This is a genomic window from Rhodoluna limnophila, from assembly GCF_005845365.1.
Taxonomy (GTDB): Bacteria; Actinomycetota; Actinomycetes; order Actinomycetales; family Microbacteriaceae; genus Rhodoluna; species Rhodoluna limnophila.
The window spans coordinates 364,403-380,075 of record NZ_CP040509.1; the positions used below are offsets into that span (position 1 = coordinate 364,403).

The 15,673-nt window shown below is 54.4% G+C and carries 14 protein-coding genes and 2 tRNA genes; 12 read left to right on the forward strand and 4 right to left on the reverse strand.

All coding sequences use genetic code 11. The features are described from left to right. Positions 1–42: 42 nt before the first annotated feature. Both nudC and FFA38_RS01800 read left to right on the forward strand, forming a co-directional pair. The gene (nudC, locus tag FFA38_RS01795; protein WP_138315345.1) at positions 43–1,008 is read left to right on the forward strand and encodes an NAD(+) diphosphatase; all 966 of its coding nucleotides are present in this window, start codon (positions 43–45) and stop codon (positions 1,006–1,008) included. Continuing rightward, on the forward strand, positions 998–2,677 hold the full coding sequence (locus FFA38_RS01800; RefSeq protein WP_138315346.1) for an ATP-dependent helicase: 1,680 nt from the start codon (positions 998–1,000) through the stop codon (positions 2,675–2,677). The genes nudC and FFA38_RS01800 overlap by 11 nt, the downstream gene beginning before the upstream one ends. On the opposite strand, the gene FFA38_RS01805 is transcribed toward FFA38_RS01800, so the two are convergent. Both FFA38_RS01805 and FFA38_RS01810 read right to left on the reverse strand, forming a co-directional pair. Then, on the reverse strand, positions 2,657–3,712 hold the full coding sequence (locus FFA38_RS01805; RefSeq protein WP_138315347.1) for a hypothetical protein: 1,056 nt from the start codon (positions 3,710–3,712) through the stop codon (positions 2,657–2,659). The two genes, FFA38_RS01800 and FFA38_RS01805, sit on opposite strands and share 21 nt — an antisense overlap. Before the next feature lie 53 nt (positions 3,713–3,765). Continuing rightward, positions 3,766–5,007, reverse strand: a complete 1,242-nt coding sequence (locus FFA38_RS01810) for a zinc-dependent metalloprotease (RefSeq protein ID WP_138315348.1) — start codon at positions 5,005–5,007, stop codon at positions 3,766–3,768. Between the two features lie 69 nt (positions 5,008–5,076). Between FFA38_RS01810 and FFA38_RS01815 the strand changes: the two genes are divergently transcribed. The 9 genes from FFA38_RS01815 to rdgB all read left to right on the forward strand — a co-directional run bounded on the left by FFA38_RS01815 (position 5,077) and on the right by rdgB (position 13,899). Beyond that, on the forward strand, positions 5,077–6,174 hold the full coding sequence (locus FFA38_RS01815; protein WP_138315349.1) for a YlbL family protein: 1,098 nt from the start codon (positions 5,077–5,079) through the stop codon (positions 6,172–6,174). A 15-nt stretch (positions 6,175–6,189) separates the two neighbouring features. Then, positions 6,190–9,072: a UPF0182 family membrane protein gene (locus tag FFA38_RS01820; RefSeq protein WP_138315983.1), complete on the forward strand. Its 2,883-nt coding sequence runs from the start codon at positions 6,190–6,192 to the stop codon at positions 9,070–9,072. Positions 9,073–9,117: 45 nt separating this feature from the next. Beyond that, positions 9,118–9,191, forward strand: a tRNA-Met gene (locus FFA38_RS01825). A 98-nt stretch (positions 9,192–9,289) separates the two neighbouring features. Next, positions 9,290–10,153, forward strand: coding sequence for a hypothetical protein (locus FFA38_RS01830; protein WP_138315350.1), 864 nt, complete (start codon positions 9,290–9,292; stop codon positions 10,151–10,153). A gap of 84 nt (positions 10,154–10,237) precedes the next feature. Beyond that, a complete protein-coding gene (locus tag FFA38_RS01835; protein WP_246777926.1) occupies positions 10,238–11,461 on the forward strand; it encodes a S1C family serine protease in 1,224 nt (407 codons plus the stop codon). Between the two features lie 22 nt (positions 11,462–11,483). After that, positions 11,484–11,771, forward strand: coding sequence for a DUF3039 domain-containing protein (locus FFA38_RS01840; RefSeq protein ID WP_138315352.1), 288 nt, complete (start codon positions 11,484–11,486; stop codon positions 11,769–11,771). Between the two features lie 9 nt (positions 11,772–11,780). Next, the gene (gene murI / locus FFA38_RS01845; RefSeq protein ID WP_138275119.1) at positions 11,781–12,584 is read left to right on the forward strand and encodes a glutamate racemase; all 804 of its coding nucleotides are present in this window, start codon (positions 11,781–11,783) and stop codon (positions 12,582–12,584) included. Continuing rightward, the gene (rph, locus tag FFA38_RS01850) at positions 12,581–13,318 is read left to right on the forward strand and encodes a ribonuclease PH (RefSeq protein WP_138315353.1); all 738 of its coding nucleotides are present in this window, start codon (positions 12,581–12,583) and stop codon (positions 13,316–13,318) included. The genes murI and rph overlap by 4 nt, the downstream gene beginning before the upstream one ends. Further along, entirely contained in the window at positions 13,318–13,899 is a 582-nt protein-coding gene (rdgB, locus tag FFA38_RS01855; RefSeq protein ID WP_138275121.1) for an RdgB/HAM1 family non-canonical purine NTP pyrophosphatase, read from the forward strand. Before rph ends, rdgB begins: the two co-directional genes overlap by 1 nt. On the opposite strand, the gene FFA38_RS01860 is transcribed toward rdgB, so the two are convergent. Next, positions 13,896–14,561 (reverse strand): DedA family protein, encoded by a 666-nt coding sequence (locus FFA38_RS01860; RefSeq protein WP_138275122.1) that lies wholly within the window; start codon positions 14,559–14,561, stop codon positions 13,896–13,898. The genes rdgB and FFA38_RS01860 overlap by 4 nt on opposite strands. 1 nt (position 14,562) lies before the next feature. Then, a tRNA-Arg gene (locus FFA38_RS01865) sits at positions 14,563–14,634 on the reverse strand. 73 nt (positions 14,635–14,707) lie between these two features. Here FFA38_RS01865 and FFA38_RS01870 point away from each other — a divergent pair. Beyond that, positions 14,708–15,655, forward strand: a complete 948-nt coding sequence (locus FFA38_RS01870) for a glycoside hydrolase family protein (protein ID WP_138275123.1) — start codon at positions 14,708–14,710, stop codon at positions 15,653–15,655. Positions 15,656–15,673: the final 18 nt, after the last annotated feature.

The window sequence follows — 15,673 nt, forward strand, 5'->3', positions numbered from 1 at the left end:
GAACGCCCCGCATCGCCACGCGAATCTAGACAGAGAGCCCAAATGGATCAGTTGCTAAACCTGCCGATGGCACGCACTGCGATTGATCGTGACTATCTAGCGCGCGTTCAGCCGGGCCTCTTTGAAAATCTTGCGTCTACTCACTCGACCCGCTACCTGCTAATCAATCGTGGAAGAGTGCTTCTGGACGGACCGGCCGACCAGGCTCAGCCGCGCCTTCACCTAGTTGAGCGACCGATACAGGTTGAGCCGATTGTTGAGGTTTATTTGGGTCGTTCAGAGGTTGCCGAACAGTCAATAGAAGCTGGGGCGGCTGTCGTGCTTTGGGTAGTTGAAGACAGCACGGCTGATGCAATTTCTTCAGACGGTTGGCATCAATTGAGGCGCACGGGTGCGGGTCTTTCAGCACTGCACGCGGGGCTTTACACGCAGGCTTTAGCGCTCTCAAATTGGCATGCAACGCATCAGTTCTGCCCAAGATGCGGAACTTTGACCAACATCGATCAAGCCGGTTGGGTCCGCGTTTGCCCGCAAGATTCGCACCAGGTTTTTCCTCGCACCGACCCAGCCATCATCGTTTCAGTCATTGATCAACACGACCGAATTCTGCTTGGCTCGCAGGGCATTTGGGAAGACAACCGTTGGTCCATCCTGGCCGGATTTGTTGAACCCGGTGAATCGCTTACCGCAGCCGTACGCCGCGAAATGTTCGAAGAAGCCGGAGTCCGCGTTGTTCAACCGGAGTATCTCGGTAGTCAGGCTTGGCCCTTCCCTTACTCGCTAATGGTTGGCTTTACCGCCAAAGTCGATCCTGCATTTGCCGATGCTGACTTGGCGCCCGATGGTGATGAGATTGAAAAGTTGCGCTGGTTTAGTCGTGCCGACATCGAGGCTGAGGCAAGTTCGTTGCTGCTTCCGGGGCGCATGAGCATCTCTCGCGCAATTATCGAGCACTGGTACGGATCAGAGATTGTCTCGGCAACAGAGTTGGGTCAAATTGGATCCTGAACTTCTGCTTGAAAACCTTGACCCCGAACAACGATTGGCAGCTGAGTCGTTGGTGGGCCCAACCTGCATCTTGGCCGGTGCCGGCACGGGTAAAACCACAACGGTCACCCATCGAATTGCTTACGGCATTGCCACGGGTTTTTATGCGGCCAACCGCGTATTGGCATTGACCTATACCAACCGAGCTGCCGGCGAGCTCAGGGCACGCCTTCGCCAATTGGGTGTCGGTGCCGTATCGGTGAAGACTTTTCACGCTGCGGCGTTGTCTCAGCTTGAATTTTTCTGGCCACAGTTTGCCGGCGTTCCTGCACCCGCTGTTTTGCAGTCCAAGGCCCGGATGATTTCTGAAGTAGCCGATTCAGTCAAGATTCGTCTTGATGCCGGCGCGGTACGCGATTTTGCAGCAGAAATCGAATGGCGCAAATATTCGATGCTGAGCCTTGAGCAGTACGCCGAGGTAGTGTCGAGTCGCCCTAAAGTTGCCGGGCTGAGTCCCAGCAAAAACGTTGAGCTTCAGGCAGCTTACGAAGAAGCCAAAGTTAAGGCCCAAAAAATTGACTGGGAAGATGTCTTAGTTCTAACCCTCGGTCTTTTGCGAGCCGAGCCAAGAGCCCTCGCCCATGTGCACCAGCAGTATCGATTTTTTACGGTTGACGAATACCAGGATATTTCTCCGCTTCAGCACGCGCTATTGGATACCTGGTTGGGTAACCACTCGGACATTTGCGTTGTCGGAGACCCGAATCAAACCATCTACTCATTCACCGGAGCTACCAGCGAATTTTTGCAAAATTTTGGCAGCCGATACGAGGGTTCGGTCGAGGTTCAGCTGACTCGCAACTACCGCTCGACTCAGCAAATTGTTAATTTCGCAAACCGCCTTACCCAAGATTCATCGGCAGTTGAACCTCTCGTGTCGCAGGGTGAGCCTGGGTTGGCGCCGCGCACGCTTTCTTTTGCTACCGTCGCCGACGAGTGTGCCGGGGTGGCTCAGGCCATCCGGGTCAAGCTTGATCAGGGTGTTAAGCCAAGCGACATCGCAGTCTTGTACCGGGTCAACGGCCAGTCTGAGGCCATCGAAAACGCTTTGGCGCATGCCGGCATTGATTACCAGGTGCGCGGGGGAGAGCGGTTCTTCAATCGACCTGAAGTCCAAAATGCAATTCGTGCAATTCGGGCTCAAGCTGTGGCCCCGATTGATAAAAGCCTGTTCGAAGCTGTGTCTGATATTTGCCGCTCTCTCGGTTGGCAAGCTCAACAACCGCAGGAGCATGGCAGCGCACGCGAGAAGTGGGAGTCACTCAATTCACTGTTGGCCATCACCGAAGAACTGCCGGCCGGCTCTACCGTGATGGACTTTGCCAAAGAACTCGAAGAGCGCCAGCGATCTCAACATGAGCCAATCAAGGCTGCAGTTACGCTGTCTACGATTCACGCCGCCAAGGGTTTGGAATGGCCTTACGTTTTTGTCGTTGGTCTCACCGAGGGCTACCTGCCGATCAGCTATGCCGTGACTCCAGCCGAAATCCGAGAAGAACAACGCTTGCTGTACGTTGGTTTGACGCGTGCCAAGAAGGAATTGACCCTATCGTGGGCTCGCCGAGACGCAGTGAGCGGCCGCGACCGCGAACCATCTAGGTTTTTTGGCCTACTCCAGCCCCGAGGGTGATTGGCAACTGCACTTAGGTGACACCGGCCAGCTGATTTCTGCCAACTCCCCAGATGACCGATTAAGTTCATAACCCACTCGATTTTCGCCGACCTGGCCAAATCCGCTGACCGTGTCGATGAGTTGAAGAATTTTCTGTAACGCCAGACCCGCGGCAAAAAACTGAGCGGTTGAATCATCGAATCGGTGCTTTCGGCCGACCAATTGACTTGCCACGGCTGGCCACGATGGGTCCGCAGTGGCGCGGCTCTGTTCGAGGCAGAGTAGGCACGGTGTCTGCCCCGGCAGAATGATGGGGCTCACCGATACCGATTCAGCCCCAGCTGTGATGGCCAGGTGCGGTACATCGCGGTTCATCCAGGTGGAGTAGAGCACTGGCGCAACCACCTGATGGCCGACTAAGACCGCGCATTCAATTTGATCCAGCTGATGTTCTTTTAGCGGCATGGCATGAACTCGGGCCTGATTTGGTGAGGCAGCCAAGAGTAAATTGAGGGCATTTAGCTTGGAGTGGCCTAAAAGTTGGGTCGGAAATCCGGTCGGTCCTAGGTCCTCCGGCATCACTTTCGACGTGTCTGCGCTGTAAATTTGTCCGATGCCAGCTGAGGCTAGACCGAGCGCCAAAGATAGACCGGCACCACCTAGGTGGTCGATGCTGATTTTCCTGAGTCCTCGCTCAATAAGAACTTGCTCGCCATTGAAGCCGGTTTGCAAACTGGCGCGCACAATCTCGGCAAAGGCCGATTCAACGTATTCGCTGGCAAGTGGTTGGACCTTCCCTGCGGGCTCAATCTGTTTCTCAAGCACCGAGTCGAGTTCGCGAAGCAGGGCCTTTGATTCTGAGTCTGTTACGCCCAACTGTGAACTAAAAGAGTCAAAATGCTGATCTGCTATACCCCGATAAAGGGCAGCGATCAATTTCTCCTGTGCCGGAGAAAGTCGTCTGAATACCGGTTGGTTTTTACCCAAACCGATTTGGAGGGTGTGCGGATCGCGCCAAATTGACTGCTGGTGAGGATTTATTCGGATAACCATGGCTTGATTGTGGTCAAGTCATGAATTAGCGGTCTAAGTTATCCCCAAATTTCCTAGTCGCCGAGTAAGTCTCGCAGCGCGCGATCAAAGTCGTCTGCCTCAGGTGATTTACCTTGAAGCTTCTCAATTAGCGCGGCCGGGTTATTGATGTCCTCTCCAGTTGGCGCCAGGTCAGGGTGGTCCCAAAGGCTATCGCGGCGATCAATTCCAACAGCGTCGGTAACCGCGCGCCACATTGCCGTTGCTTCCCGAAGTCTCCTAGGGCGAAGTTCCAAACCAATCAGTGTTCCAAAAGTGAGCTCGGCTGGGCCGGCGGTGGCTCTTCTGCGTCGGACTGACTCGGCAATCGCACCAGACCTAGGGAGGAGTCGGGTTGCATCTTCGGTGACCACGTCAACCCAGCCCTCAATCAAGGCCAGCATGTTTTCGATGCTTGCCAATGCCTGGTTCTGTTCGTCGGTGCGTTCTGAAATAAAGGCTCCCGATTCAATGGCCTGCTTGATTGCATCGGTGTCGTTTGGGTCCAAACTCTCGGCCAACTCACTGATGCGATCGCTGTCGATGGAGATTTCGGATGCGTAAGCAGTTATTTGTGACACAACGTGATCTCTCAACCACTTGCTGTGCTTGAACAAGCGGACGTGCGCCATCTCTCGTATCGCAAGGTAGATGTAAGCCTGATCGGTTTCTTCGCCCAGTCCCTCAACGAACTCTTGAAGGTTCTGCGGAACGAATGCCGCCCTTTGATCTTTGAAAAGTGGAAGACCGATGTCTCCGCCGCTGAGCACCTCGCCCGAGAGCTTACCAAGTGCCTGCCCCAGCTGGATTGCAAACAGCGTTCCGCCAACGGACTTCATTAGGTCTCCAGCGTTGCTCAAAACGCCGGCTAATTCAGGTGGAAGGTTTTGCGTGAGCTGTTCACTTAGGGCAGCGCTCATTCGATTAGCTACCGGCTGGGTTAGGTCCTGGAACAACGGCATTGCATCAGCAACCCACAATTCGCGGCTAAGCAATTTTGGCTCTGAAGTGAGTTCTGAGATCACGGTTGCACTGTTGAGCCAGAGGCTGCCAATTGAGACGCCGTCGTGAATTCCCTTGCGAGCCGCATCGGTAATCGATTTTGCGCCGCTCCTAGCGGTTTCCTTGGCCTGGCTCATTGCCATTTGCCAATTTACGCCAGTACTGTCAGTGCCGCCAGGCATCATGTTCATAGCCTGCTGCAGGTTTTTCATAAAAGCTGCCAGGTCTTCTGGGTTCATGCCCATCGGGTTCTGAGGGTTGTCGTTGTTCGTCATACCGTCCTTACCTTCATAACCATAATCACGCTTAGGCTTAAGTGAATCGAAAGTTTGTGAAAGGTTGCTGTGAGTTTCTTCAACGAGTCCACTTCTACAGGTTCTCGACAGCAGCCTAAGCGCGCTTGGGGGCTGATCCTCACCAGCATCGCTACCCTCGGGCTCGTGCTGGCCATGTTCTTGCCGGCCCCGTACGTAATTGAGAAACCAGGCCCAACATTCAATGTTCTGGGTCAGAGTGATCAAAAAGACATAATCACGGTCAGTGGCGCGCAAACTTACAAAACCGACGGAAATTTGAACCTCCTCACAGTCAGTGTCGTGGGCAACCGTGAGCAGACACCCGGTTGGTTGGAGCTGCTTTTGGCCTGGCTTGATCCAGCCCAGAGCGTTTTGCCGCTAGATCAAGTCTTTCCGCCAAGCCAAACTCAAGAAGAGGTTCAGGCCGAGAGCACCGCCATGATGGAGATGTCCCAGCAGGATGCCATAGCAGTAGCGCTAGCCGAACTGGGATACGAAGTACCGGTCCACGTCTACGTCAGCGCGGTCCTAAAAAATGCTCCCGCCTCTGGCATTCTTATTGCCGGTGATTTCATAACCTCGATCAATGGTGAAGCAATCTTTGACATCGATGTTCTGCGCGATCGCGTAGCCAAATATGATGGCGTGACGCCACTTGCGGTTGGAATTTTGCGCAAGGGTGTTGAAAAAACTGTCTCGATTGTTCCTGAGAAAGACGCCTCAGATGACGGCAAGTACCGCATGGGTGTCAGTGTCGGATACAAGTTTGATTTTCCGGTCGACGTCCAGCTCGAGCTTGGCTCGGTCGGTGGGCCATCGGGCGGCATGATGTTTGCCCTCGGGATTTATGACAAGTTAACCCCCGGAGCACTAACCGGGGGCCAGTTCATCGCTGGCACCGGCACAATCAGTGCATCGGGTCAGATTGGCCCCATCGGTGGAATTCGTCAAAAGCTTTACGGCGCTGATCGAGACGGTGCTGAATACTTTTTAGCCCCTAGCGAAAACTGCGATGAAGTTATTGGCAATATTCCGGAAGGTCTTCAAGTATTTAAGGTTGAAACCTTTGATGACGCGCTGTCGATTGTGAACGCTATCGGGCAGCAAGCAGACCTAAGTGGTCTACCAGTTTGTAGCACCAAATAACGCAACAGGAGAATGATGACAACCGCCACCAATCTGAATGCCAAGCGCCGCCGATCACCCGCTTCAATCGCCACCGGCATTGTCGTGGTGTTGGGTTTGGCTTTGATTGGAGCCTCGGGTTTGTACACCGACAGCCTGTGGTTCGGGCAATTGGGTTACCAAGAGGTTTTCACCACGCAAATTTTGGCTCAGGCTGGTGTCTTCGCTGCAGCTGCGTTGTTCTTCGGCCTAATCACTTGGCTGGGTTTCTTCATCGCCTACAAAAACCGGCCAATTTACCTAAAGTTTGCCGACGAGGGCGACCCATTTGCTCAGTACCGAGCTCTCCTTGACCAACTTCGCAAAGTGGTTTCGGTCGGTTTGCCAATCCTGCTCGGAATCTTTGCCGGCGTCGCGGCAGCAAGCCGCTGGCCGATTGTCCTGATGTGGCTGAACCGCACCTATACCGGTGAGGTTGATGCTCAATTTGGTCTTGATGTTTCTTTCTACATGTTTGACCTGCCGTTCCTGCAGGCGCTAACCAGTTTCGTATCGGCCGCCGTCCTATTGGCCGGAATCATCGCTGCAGCAGTGCACATCATTTACGGCAACATCCGTTTCCGCGGGCGCGAGACCAAGGTTGGCAAATCAGCGCGGGTTCAACTTTCAGTCACGGCTGCGCTTTACCTGTTGGTTCAGGGTGCGTCACTTTGGCTTGACCAGTACTCAACCATGACCAGTTCAAGCGGTCTGTACACCGGTGCCACATACACCGATGTCAACGCAACCATCCCGGGCTTCCAGATTCTCGCTCTGATTTCTTTGGTCGTAGCGATTCTCTTCTTGATCACCGCGGTTATGGGCAAATGGCGTCTACCGATCATGGGTACCGCTCTGATGATCATCAGCTCAATGGTTCTCGGAGCACTGTATCCGTGGATCGTTCAGACCTTCCAGGTGGGCCCAAATGAGCGCACTATTGAGGCTCAGTACATCGAGCGCAACATCGAAGCAACTCGTGCCGCCTACGGCTTGGATGCCGTTGAAGCGGTTGAATACGATGCTGAAACTACCGCAACTTCGGGTGCTCTTCGTGAAGATGCTGAAACTACCGCAAACATCCGAATTATTGACCCGGCCCTGGTCAGTGCTTCGTTCAAACAGCTCGAGCAGTACAAGCAGTACTACAGCTTTGAATCGCACCTGGATGTCGACCGCTACACGATTGACGGAAAGACACAAGACACCGTTATTGCGGTTCGCGAGCTTGACCAGGCCGGCCTGGGCGACAGTCAGTCTTGGTACAACAACGTAATTGTTTACACCCACGGATACGGTGTGGTTGCCGCCTACGGTAACCAGCGATCAGCCGAGGGGCAGCCGGTTTTCTTGCAAAAGGGAATTCCGTCGAACGGTCTGTTGGGTGAGTACGAGCCGAGAATCTACTTCGGCGAATCATCTCCGGTTTACTCAATCGTGGGTGGACCTGCCAACACCGAACCACGCGAGTTGGACTATCCAGCCGGTGATGGCGAGGCAGACCAGACCTACACCACCTTTACCGGTGACGGTGGTCCAAAGCTAGACAACATCTTTGCCCGTCTGGCCTATGCCTTGAAGTTCCAGAGCGAGCAAATTTTGCTGTCAGATGCTCTCAACAACGAGTCTCAGATTCTTTACGATCGAGACCCGCGTACCCGAGTTTCAGAAGTAGCTCCGTACCTAACTCTCGACAGCGACAGCTACCCAGCTGTGGTTGATGGTCGCGTGGTCTGGATTGTTGATGGTTACACAACCTCGGCTAACTATCCGTACTCTCGCGCAGAAAACTTCGGCGACGCAATTACCGACAGCAACTCTGGAACCATTTCAACTCGTGGTTCGATCAACTACATTCGTAACTCGGTGAAGGCCACAGTAGACGCCTACGACGGCAGCGTGACCCTGTACGCGTGGGATGAAACCGACCCAATCCTGAAGACTTGGTCGAAGATCTTCCCAAACACCATCAAGCCGGTTTCTGAGATGTCGGGTGACCTTATGAGTCACGTTCGTTACCCAGCTGACCTCTTCAAGATGCAGCGCGCTGTACTTGGTTCATATCACGTCACCGATGCTGGTGCTTTCTACTCTCAGGAAGACGCTTGGATGACCCCTAACGATCCGGTTAGTGGTTCAGACAGCAACCAGGTTCTGCAGCCGCCTTACTACCTGACTCTTCAGGTTCCTGGCGCGACAGCCCCAAGCTTCTCGCTCTATTCAACATTCATTCCTCGATCGACGGGTGAATCAAGCCGAAACGTTTTGAAGGGCTACTTTGTAGTTGACTCGGATGCCGGCTCCACCGATGGCAAGGTCTCCAGCAGCTATGGAAAACTGCGGTTGCTTACCCTTCCTGCCAGCACCATCGTGCCGGGTCCTGGTCAGGTTCAGAACGCATTCTCCGCCGACTCTGAAGTATCCCGATTGCTAAATATTTTGCGTCAGGGTTCAACTCAGGTTCTAAACGGTAACCTACTGACCCTTCCGGTCGGTGGCGGATTGCTTTACGTCCAGCCGGTGTACATCAAGTCAACGGGTGAGACCAGCTTCCCTCTGCTTAAGAAGGTTTTGGTTGCCTTCGGTGACAAGATTGCCTTCGAAGACACCCTTGATGAGGCCCTTGATTCGCTGTTCGGCGGCAACTCGGGTGCTGAGGCCGGGGATGGCGACGGTGTCACTGTGCCTGAAGAACCAGGCGTCGAAGAGCCAACCACCGGTGAAGGCACAAACGCTGCTCTAGCCGCTGCGCTTGAAAAGGCTCGCAAGGCCATGCTTGACCGCGAGGCTGCTATGGCGGCCGGCGACTGGGCTGCTTACGGCAAGGCCGATGACGCTCTAAAGGCAGCAATTGAGGCGGCGATCGCGGCATCAAACTAGCCGGCTGGAACTTCTCCTCGAGGCGTGCTACACTTGGAACTTCGCCGCGGGGTGGAGCAGTTCGGTAGCTCGCCGGGCTCATAACCCGGAGGTCGTAGGTTCAAATCCTGCCCCCGCAACTAGAACAAAAACCCGGTTCACCAGAAATGGTGAGCCGGGTTTTTTGTTGCTGTTGATAACTTAAGCGCTGGATTCACGGGGCCCCTAGCCTCAGTCCATGTTTGCAAAACAGTTTGCCGGATTCGGCTTGGCTCTCATGCTGTGCCTGGTCGCTCCGCTGCCTTCACCCAGCTGGGCGGCTTGCAAGGTCAACAGTTCCTCTGATGGAATCCAGCACGGTTCGGTCGTGGTTGGTTCAACCGTCACCATTTGCGGTTCAGCGCAATCGGTCCAGCCTGGCCGAAAGAGCACCGTCTCAAAAGTTCAACCCAAAGTGCAGTCAAAGGTCACCTCACCGGTGGTGGTCAAGCCGGCGCCAAGAAAAGCCAATCAGTACGACAAACATCGAGGTTGGGTAACCCCTCCGGTGAAAGCCAAGCCCAAGGTAGTTGCCAAGCCTAAAATTTCGATCAAAAAAGTAGTCAAGAAAACCACAAAAATTACACCGCCCAGCTCAACTTCTAAATCAGCCGAGGTGTCATTCAACGTTCAAGACCTTGCGGTGAGCGTTAGCCCTGGTTTGCAAGTCGCCGCGGGGCAAGTCCTCTTGTTCGGCACAAACGCAAGCACGCACTTCGGCAGGGGTAACATCCTCGGCAAAAACGCTGAGGTTAGGTTTACCCTTCGGCAAGTCGGGTGGCAGTTCGGCGACGACACCGAATCTTCAGTGGCAAATCCACAAAAAGCATTTTGGTCAGAGGGCCAATTTGAGGTGGTTGCGAATGCAACTTATTCGGTCGCGTATCGGCTGGCTGGCGCTACATCCTGGAATCCATCCGGGGCCGAGATAACAACCTCTGCGAAGGTAATCATCGAGGTGGGGGTTGATTTGGAAACTCAAACTCAAGAGACCGCGGACAGGCGCGTTTTGCTGGTGGGGGAGCAGTGCCGAGCTGATTTGAGCGTGTTTGGCTGCGGATAACTGGTTTCAGGTTTCTCTCAGAGAGTTTTCATAAACTATTCAGACACGCTTGGCAATCTATTTGTCAAAGATGAAAGGCTTAAAGTGTCTGATTACAACCGTCAATTTGTATTTGAAGTTGCTAAACCGGTGGAGTTGGTCAAACCTAAGCTCACGCTTCGCCAAAGATTAGCTAAAAAGACCACATTCCTTACTGGCACGGCCGCCATCACACTGGGCGCTCTGGTTGGCGCTGGTGTAGGTGCCGGTGTTGGCGTATCCGTATACAACTACTGGACGAGACCTGCCCCAATCGTGGTCAACAACACCGATGATGTGAACTGGGTTACGGCCGCTGCCGCCAAGGCTTCACCGTCTGTAGCAACCATCAATGTTTCGGGATCAGCCGGTGGCGGAAACGGGTCCGGCGTGTTTTTGACCGAAGATGGATACCTTCTGACCAACACCCACGTGGTGACGCTGGACGGCTCAGAAGCGCAGGCAGAGATTGAAGTCAAAACCTGGGATGGTCACGTATACCCGGCGACCATCGTTGGAACCGACCCAATCAACGACCTGGCTGTCATCAAGGTTGAGGCACCAATTACCTTCTCCCCAATAACTTTTGCCGACTCTAGCAAGCTCAATGTTGGCGCCCGCGTTGTTGCCCTGGGAGCCCCACTCGGATTGGCCAATACGGTCACCGAGGGAGTTGTCTCTGCGCTGAATCGAACCATTCAGGTGGCATCGGCAGCGGCGCCAGAAAATTCAGATTCCGGCCAGGGTGGTTTGCAGCTTTTCAGTGGCAGCGGAACTGCCATCAACCTCCGGGTAATTCAAACCGATGCTGCCATCAACCCAGGTAACTCTGGTGGTGCGCTGGTTAATTCCACCGGTGAGCTTGTAGGCATCAACGTGGCAATTGCATCGGCCGGCAGCTCAGGTTCGTCCGGCAGCATTGGAGTGGGTTTTGCTATCCCTTCGAATGTGGCCAAGAGAATTGCCAGCGAAATTATGGCTAGCGGAAGTGCCAGCCATGCCCTGCTTGGAGCAGGGGTAACGGATGCCGCCAACTCGGATAACAACACCAGCTTTAGTGTGGGCGCCGAAATCCGTGAACTCACTCCGGGTGGCGCGGCAGAGCTTGGCAAGCTCGAGGTTGGCGATGTCATCGTTGAGTTCAACGGAGTTCCGATTGCTTCGGCAAGTGAATTAACAGCTGCCGTTCGTCAAGAGCCAGCCGGCGCAGTGGCTGAGGTTACTTTCATTCGGGATGGCAAGACCATGAGCCTGAAGGTAACCTTAGGAGACGCGGCTGACCTTGAATAGTCGCGGTTTCGAAGGGAGCGCCATGAGCGATTTTGGTAGTGAGAGCATCGGCGGGCAGACCGCCGGATCAACTCTGCTTGAAGAGCAGGTTCAAAATGTTGAGCCAGGCGACCACGAGCGTAATTCGCATTACGTTCGCAAAGAAAAGATTGTCGAGTCGGCAGTTTTGGGTACGCCGGTCATCGCGCTGTGTGGCAAAGTCTGGGTCCCGGGTCGTGACCCAGAAAAGTTTCCGGTTTGCCCTACCTGCAAAGAAATTTATGCGGGGCTCAGACCAGAAGACCCTAAGAGTTCTGGCGAGGGCAAATAGACTTACCCCGTGAATGACGCGCCAATCGGTATTTTTGACTCCGGTGTTGGCGGGCTAACCGTAGCCCGAGCCATCATCGATCAGTTGCCAAACGAATCCATCATCTATGTAGGTGACACTGCAAATACGCCCTATGGCCCAAAGTCCATTCCGGTTGTTCGTGAGCTTGCCCTAAGTGTGATGGATCGTCTGGTTGATGAGGGCGTCAAATTGCTGGTAATCGCGTGTAACTCAGCATCTGCAGCTGTTTTACGCGACGCACGTGAGCGTTACACCGTTGGTCGAGGCATTCCGGTGGTTGAGGTTATTCAACCCGCTGTTCGACGTGCCGTTGCAGCCACCAGAAACCGCAAAGTGGGCGTAATTGGTACCACAGCCACCATCACGTCAAAGGCCTACGATGACGCCTTCGCTGCGGCAGTGGACCTTGAAATTCACAGTGCTGCCTGCCCAAGTTTTGTTGACTACGTCGAAAAGGGCATTACCTCAGGGCCTGAGCTATTGGCGGCGGCTGAGCAGTATCTCGGCCCAATCCGTGATTCTGGCATCGATACTTTGGTGCTTGGCTGCACCCACTACCCGCTGCTGACCGGAGCGATTTCCTACGTCATGGGCGAAGACGTAACTCTAGTCTCCAGCGCTGAAGAAACAGCGAAAGACGTTTATCGAACCCTAGTCGCGCACGATCTCCTCCGAACCGCAACCACCCCTCCGGTCCTAACGTTTAAGGCCACCGGAGACGCTCAATCTTTTGAAAAACTGGCACGTAGATTCCTCGGGCCAGAGGTAACCCAAGTTGAAGGACTTTCATGACCGTTCGCGCCGATGGCAGAACCCCAGACCAACTCCGCACCGTAACTATTGAACGCGGCTGGAGCGATCACGCTGAAGGCTCAGCGCTGATTTCTTTCGGAGGCACAAAGGTTTTGTGCACGGCGTCGTTTACCGCTGGAGTTCCGCGTTGGAAGGTCGGCAAGGGAGAAGGCTGGGTTACCGCAGAATACGCGATGCTTCCCCGAGCAACCAACACCCGTAATGACCGCGAGGCCGTCAAGGGCAAGATTGGTGGGCGCACCCACGAGATTTCGCGCCTAATCGGGCGCAGCCTGCGTGCCATTGTTGACGTCCGCGAGCTCGGCGAGAACACCATCGTGATCGACTGTGATGTCCTCCAGGCAGATGGTGGCACCAGAACCGCTGCCATTACTGGCGCCTACGTTGCGCTGGTTGATGCAATTAGCTGGGCTCGTGAGCGCAAACTAATCAGCGCCAAAGCCAAGCCGCTGACTGACAGCGTTGCCGCTATCTCAGTTGGCATTATTGACGGCACCCCGATGCTAGACCTGGCCTACGTTGAAGACGTCCGCGCTCACACTGACATGAATGTGGTTGTTACTGGGTCGGGCAAATTTGTTGAAGTTCAGGGTACTGCCGAGGGCGTGCCATTTGACCGAGACGAGTTGAATGCCCTGCTTGACATTGCACTAAAGGGCACCGGCGAGCTAACCGAAATCCAGAAGGTTGCCCTGGCCGGATCGGCAAACTAATGGAGCTGGTGCTCGCGACTCACAACGCCCACAAGGTAGCCGAGGTTGGTGCCATCTTGGCCAACTCCGTACCGGGTCTAAATCTGCTTGGTTACGAGGGGCCTGAGCCGGTTGAGGATGGCGTGAGTTTTCTTGAAAACGCACTCATCAAGGCACGTGCTGCCTTTGAGTTCACGGGCCGACCAGCCATTGCCGACGACTCGGGGTTGGCGGTAGAGGTTCTCGGTGGTGCCCCTGGAATATTCAGCGCCCGTTGGTCCGGTACCCGCGATAATCAGGTCAACCGGCAACTGCTATTGGCTCAATTGGCCGACGTAAAGCCAGAGCATCGGGCTGCCGCCTTCGTTTGCACTATTGCCTATGTAGACGGTGAAAACGAGGTTTCATTCACCGGCATTTGGCCTGGCAGCATTGCAGCCCAGGAGCAGGGCGAGCACGGTTTTGGCTACGATCCGATTTTTATCCCAGAGGGTTTTGAGGTCACTGCGGCGCAAATGGACCCTGAGGTAAAGAACCTGCTGAGCCACCGCTCGTTGGCACTTGAGCAGCTGGCCAGCTACCTAGGCTCAATCGAAAACTAACTGACTAGGGTTTCGGCCTTGTGCTCGCGTCTTGCCTTGATTACTTCGTAGGCAATCGGAATCGATGAAACCACCACGAAACCAATCGTGAAGTACTCAACGTGCTCTGCGACAAACGGAATTTTGCCCAAGAAGTAACCCAGCAGGGTGACGCCGGTTCCCCAGCCAATTACGCCGATGAAGTTGTATTTCAAGAAGTTTCGGTATGGCATCTGTCCGATTCCGGCTGCTACCGGAACAAAGGTCCTCATGACCGGTACAAAGTGCGCCAAGATGATTGCTCGGGCGCCATAGCGCTCGAAGAAGCTGTTGGTTTTGGCAACATTCTTTTGGCTGAATAGCTTCGAATCCTGCTTATTGAAGATGGCGGGGCCAGACTTTCGGCCAATCCAGTAGCCGGTTTGATCACCTAACCAGGCCGAACTCGAAATCATGATGCAGGCCAACCAGATTGGCACTGGCCAAGGCTCGCCGGCGGTCGGAAAAACCACATCGCCGGTTGAAATCATTAGACCGACTACGAATAGCAGCGAGTCACCCGGCAGGAAGAAACCAACCAGCAGGCCGGTCTCAATGAAGACGATCGCGCAAACGCCAATCATCGCGAAGGCTCCGAAAGACTGAATCAGTGTTTCGGGCTCAAGCCATTCCATTCCAAACATGTGCCCCTAGCAGGATTCGAACCTGCGCTTTCGCCTCCGGAGAGCGACGCTCTATCCCCTGAGCTATAGGGGCCAGGGTGCGCTTAAAGCCTAACAGCGAGGATGGCCTATGATTTTCGAAGACGGCTGAACAACAAGGAGAAATAATGGCGCTAAAACTACCGGGTCAATGGGTATGGGACTCATGGTTTGTTTTCGATGGTGAAAAGCACCACGCCTTTTATTTGCAGGCATCTCGCGGTCTAAAAAACCCAGACCGACGTCACCGCAACGTGACCGTCGGCCACGCTATTTCAGACGACCTTGTCAATTGGACAATCCTCCCGGACGCACTGACTCCTAGTGACGAACCTGGTTTTGACAGCTGGACCACTTGGACCGGATCTGTGACCAAGGGCGATGACGGTCTTTGGTACCTGTTTTACACGGGTACCAGCCGCGAAGACGCGGGCGAGCGCCAGGCTGTTGGGCTTGCGGTTTCTAAAGACCTGATCTCGTGGGACAAGGTTCAAACCACTCCGGTGGCAGAGGCCGACCCGCGCTGGTATCGCACGCTTCAGGCTGGTTTCGAAAACGAGCCGTTCCGCGACCCATGGGTATTCAAGCTTCCTGGTGAATCTGAATGGACCATGTTGACCACCGCTGCATCGAACACCTTTGAGAACCCGAATCAAAATGCCGTTGCCGGTTACGCAAAATCCAAGGACCTAATCAACTGGGAGGTATTGCCTCCGCTTGGCAAACCGGATTCAGGTTTTGGCGAGACCGAAGTTTTTCAGTACGCCAATGTCGATGGCGTGACCCTGCTTTTGTTCTGCGCTTCAAAGCAGTGGTTGAGTGATGAGCGCCAGGCCAACGGAGAGCAGGGTGGCGGTTACAGCGTGGTTGTTCCGGCTGACCTGAGTGAGGTTGATTTCACCAAGTCGGTGGCATTCCCTGCCTATGACCTTTACGCTCCGAGATTGGTCCAGGATAAGCAGGGCGGCTGGAACTACATCGGTTTTGTAAATTACCGCGATGGCGAGTTCTACGGTGAGCTTTGTGATCCAATTCCGGTCACTGCAGACCCAGTGCTAGGCCTCATCCGCAAGTAGTCAAATCGGTGTCAGGGC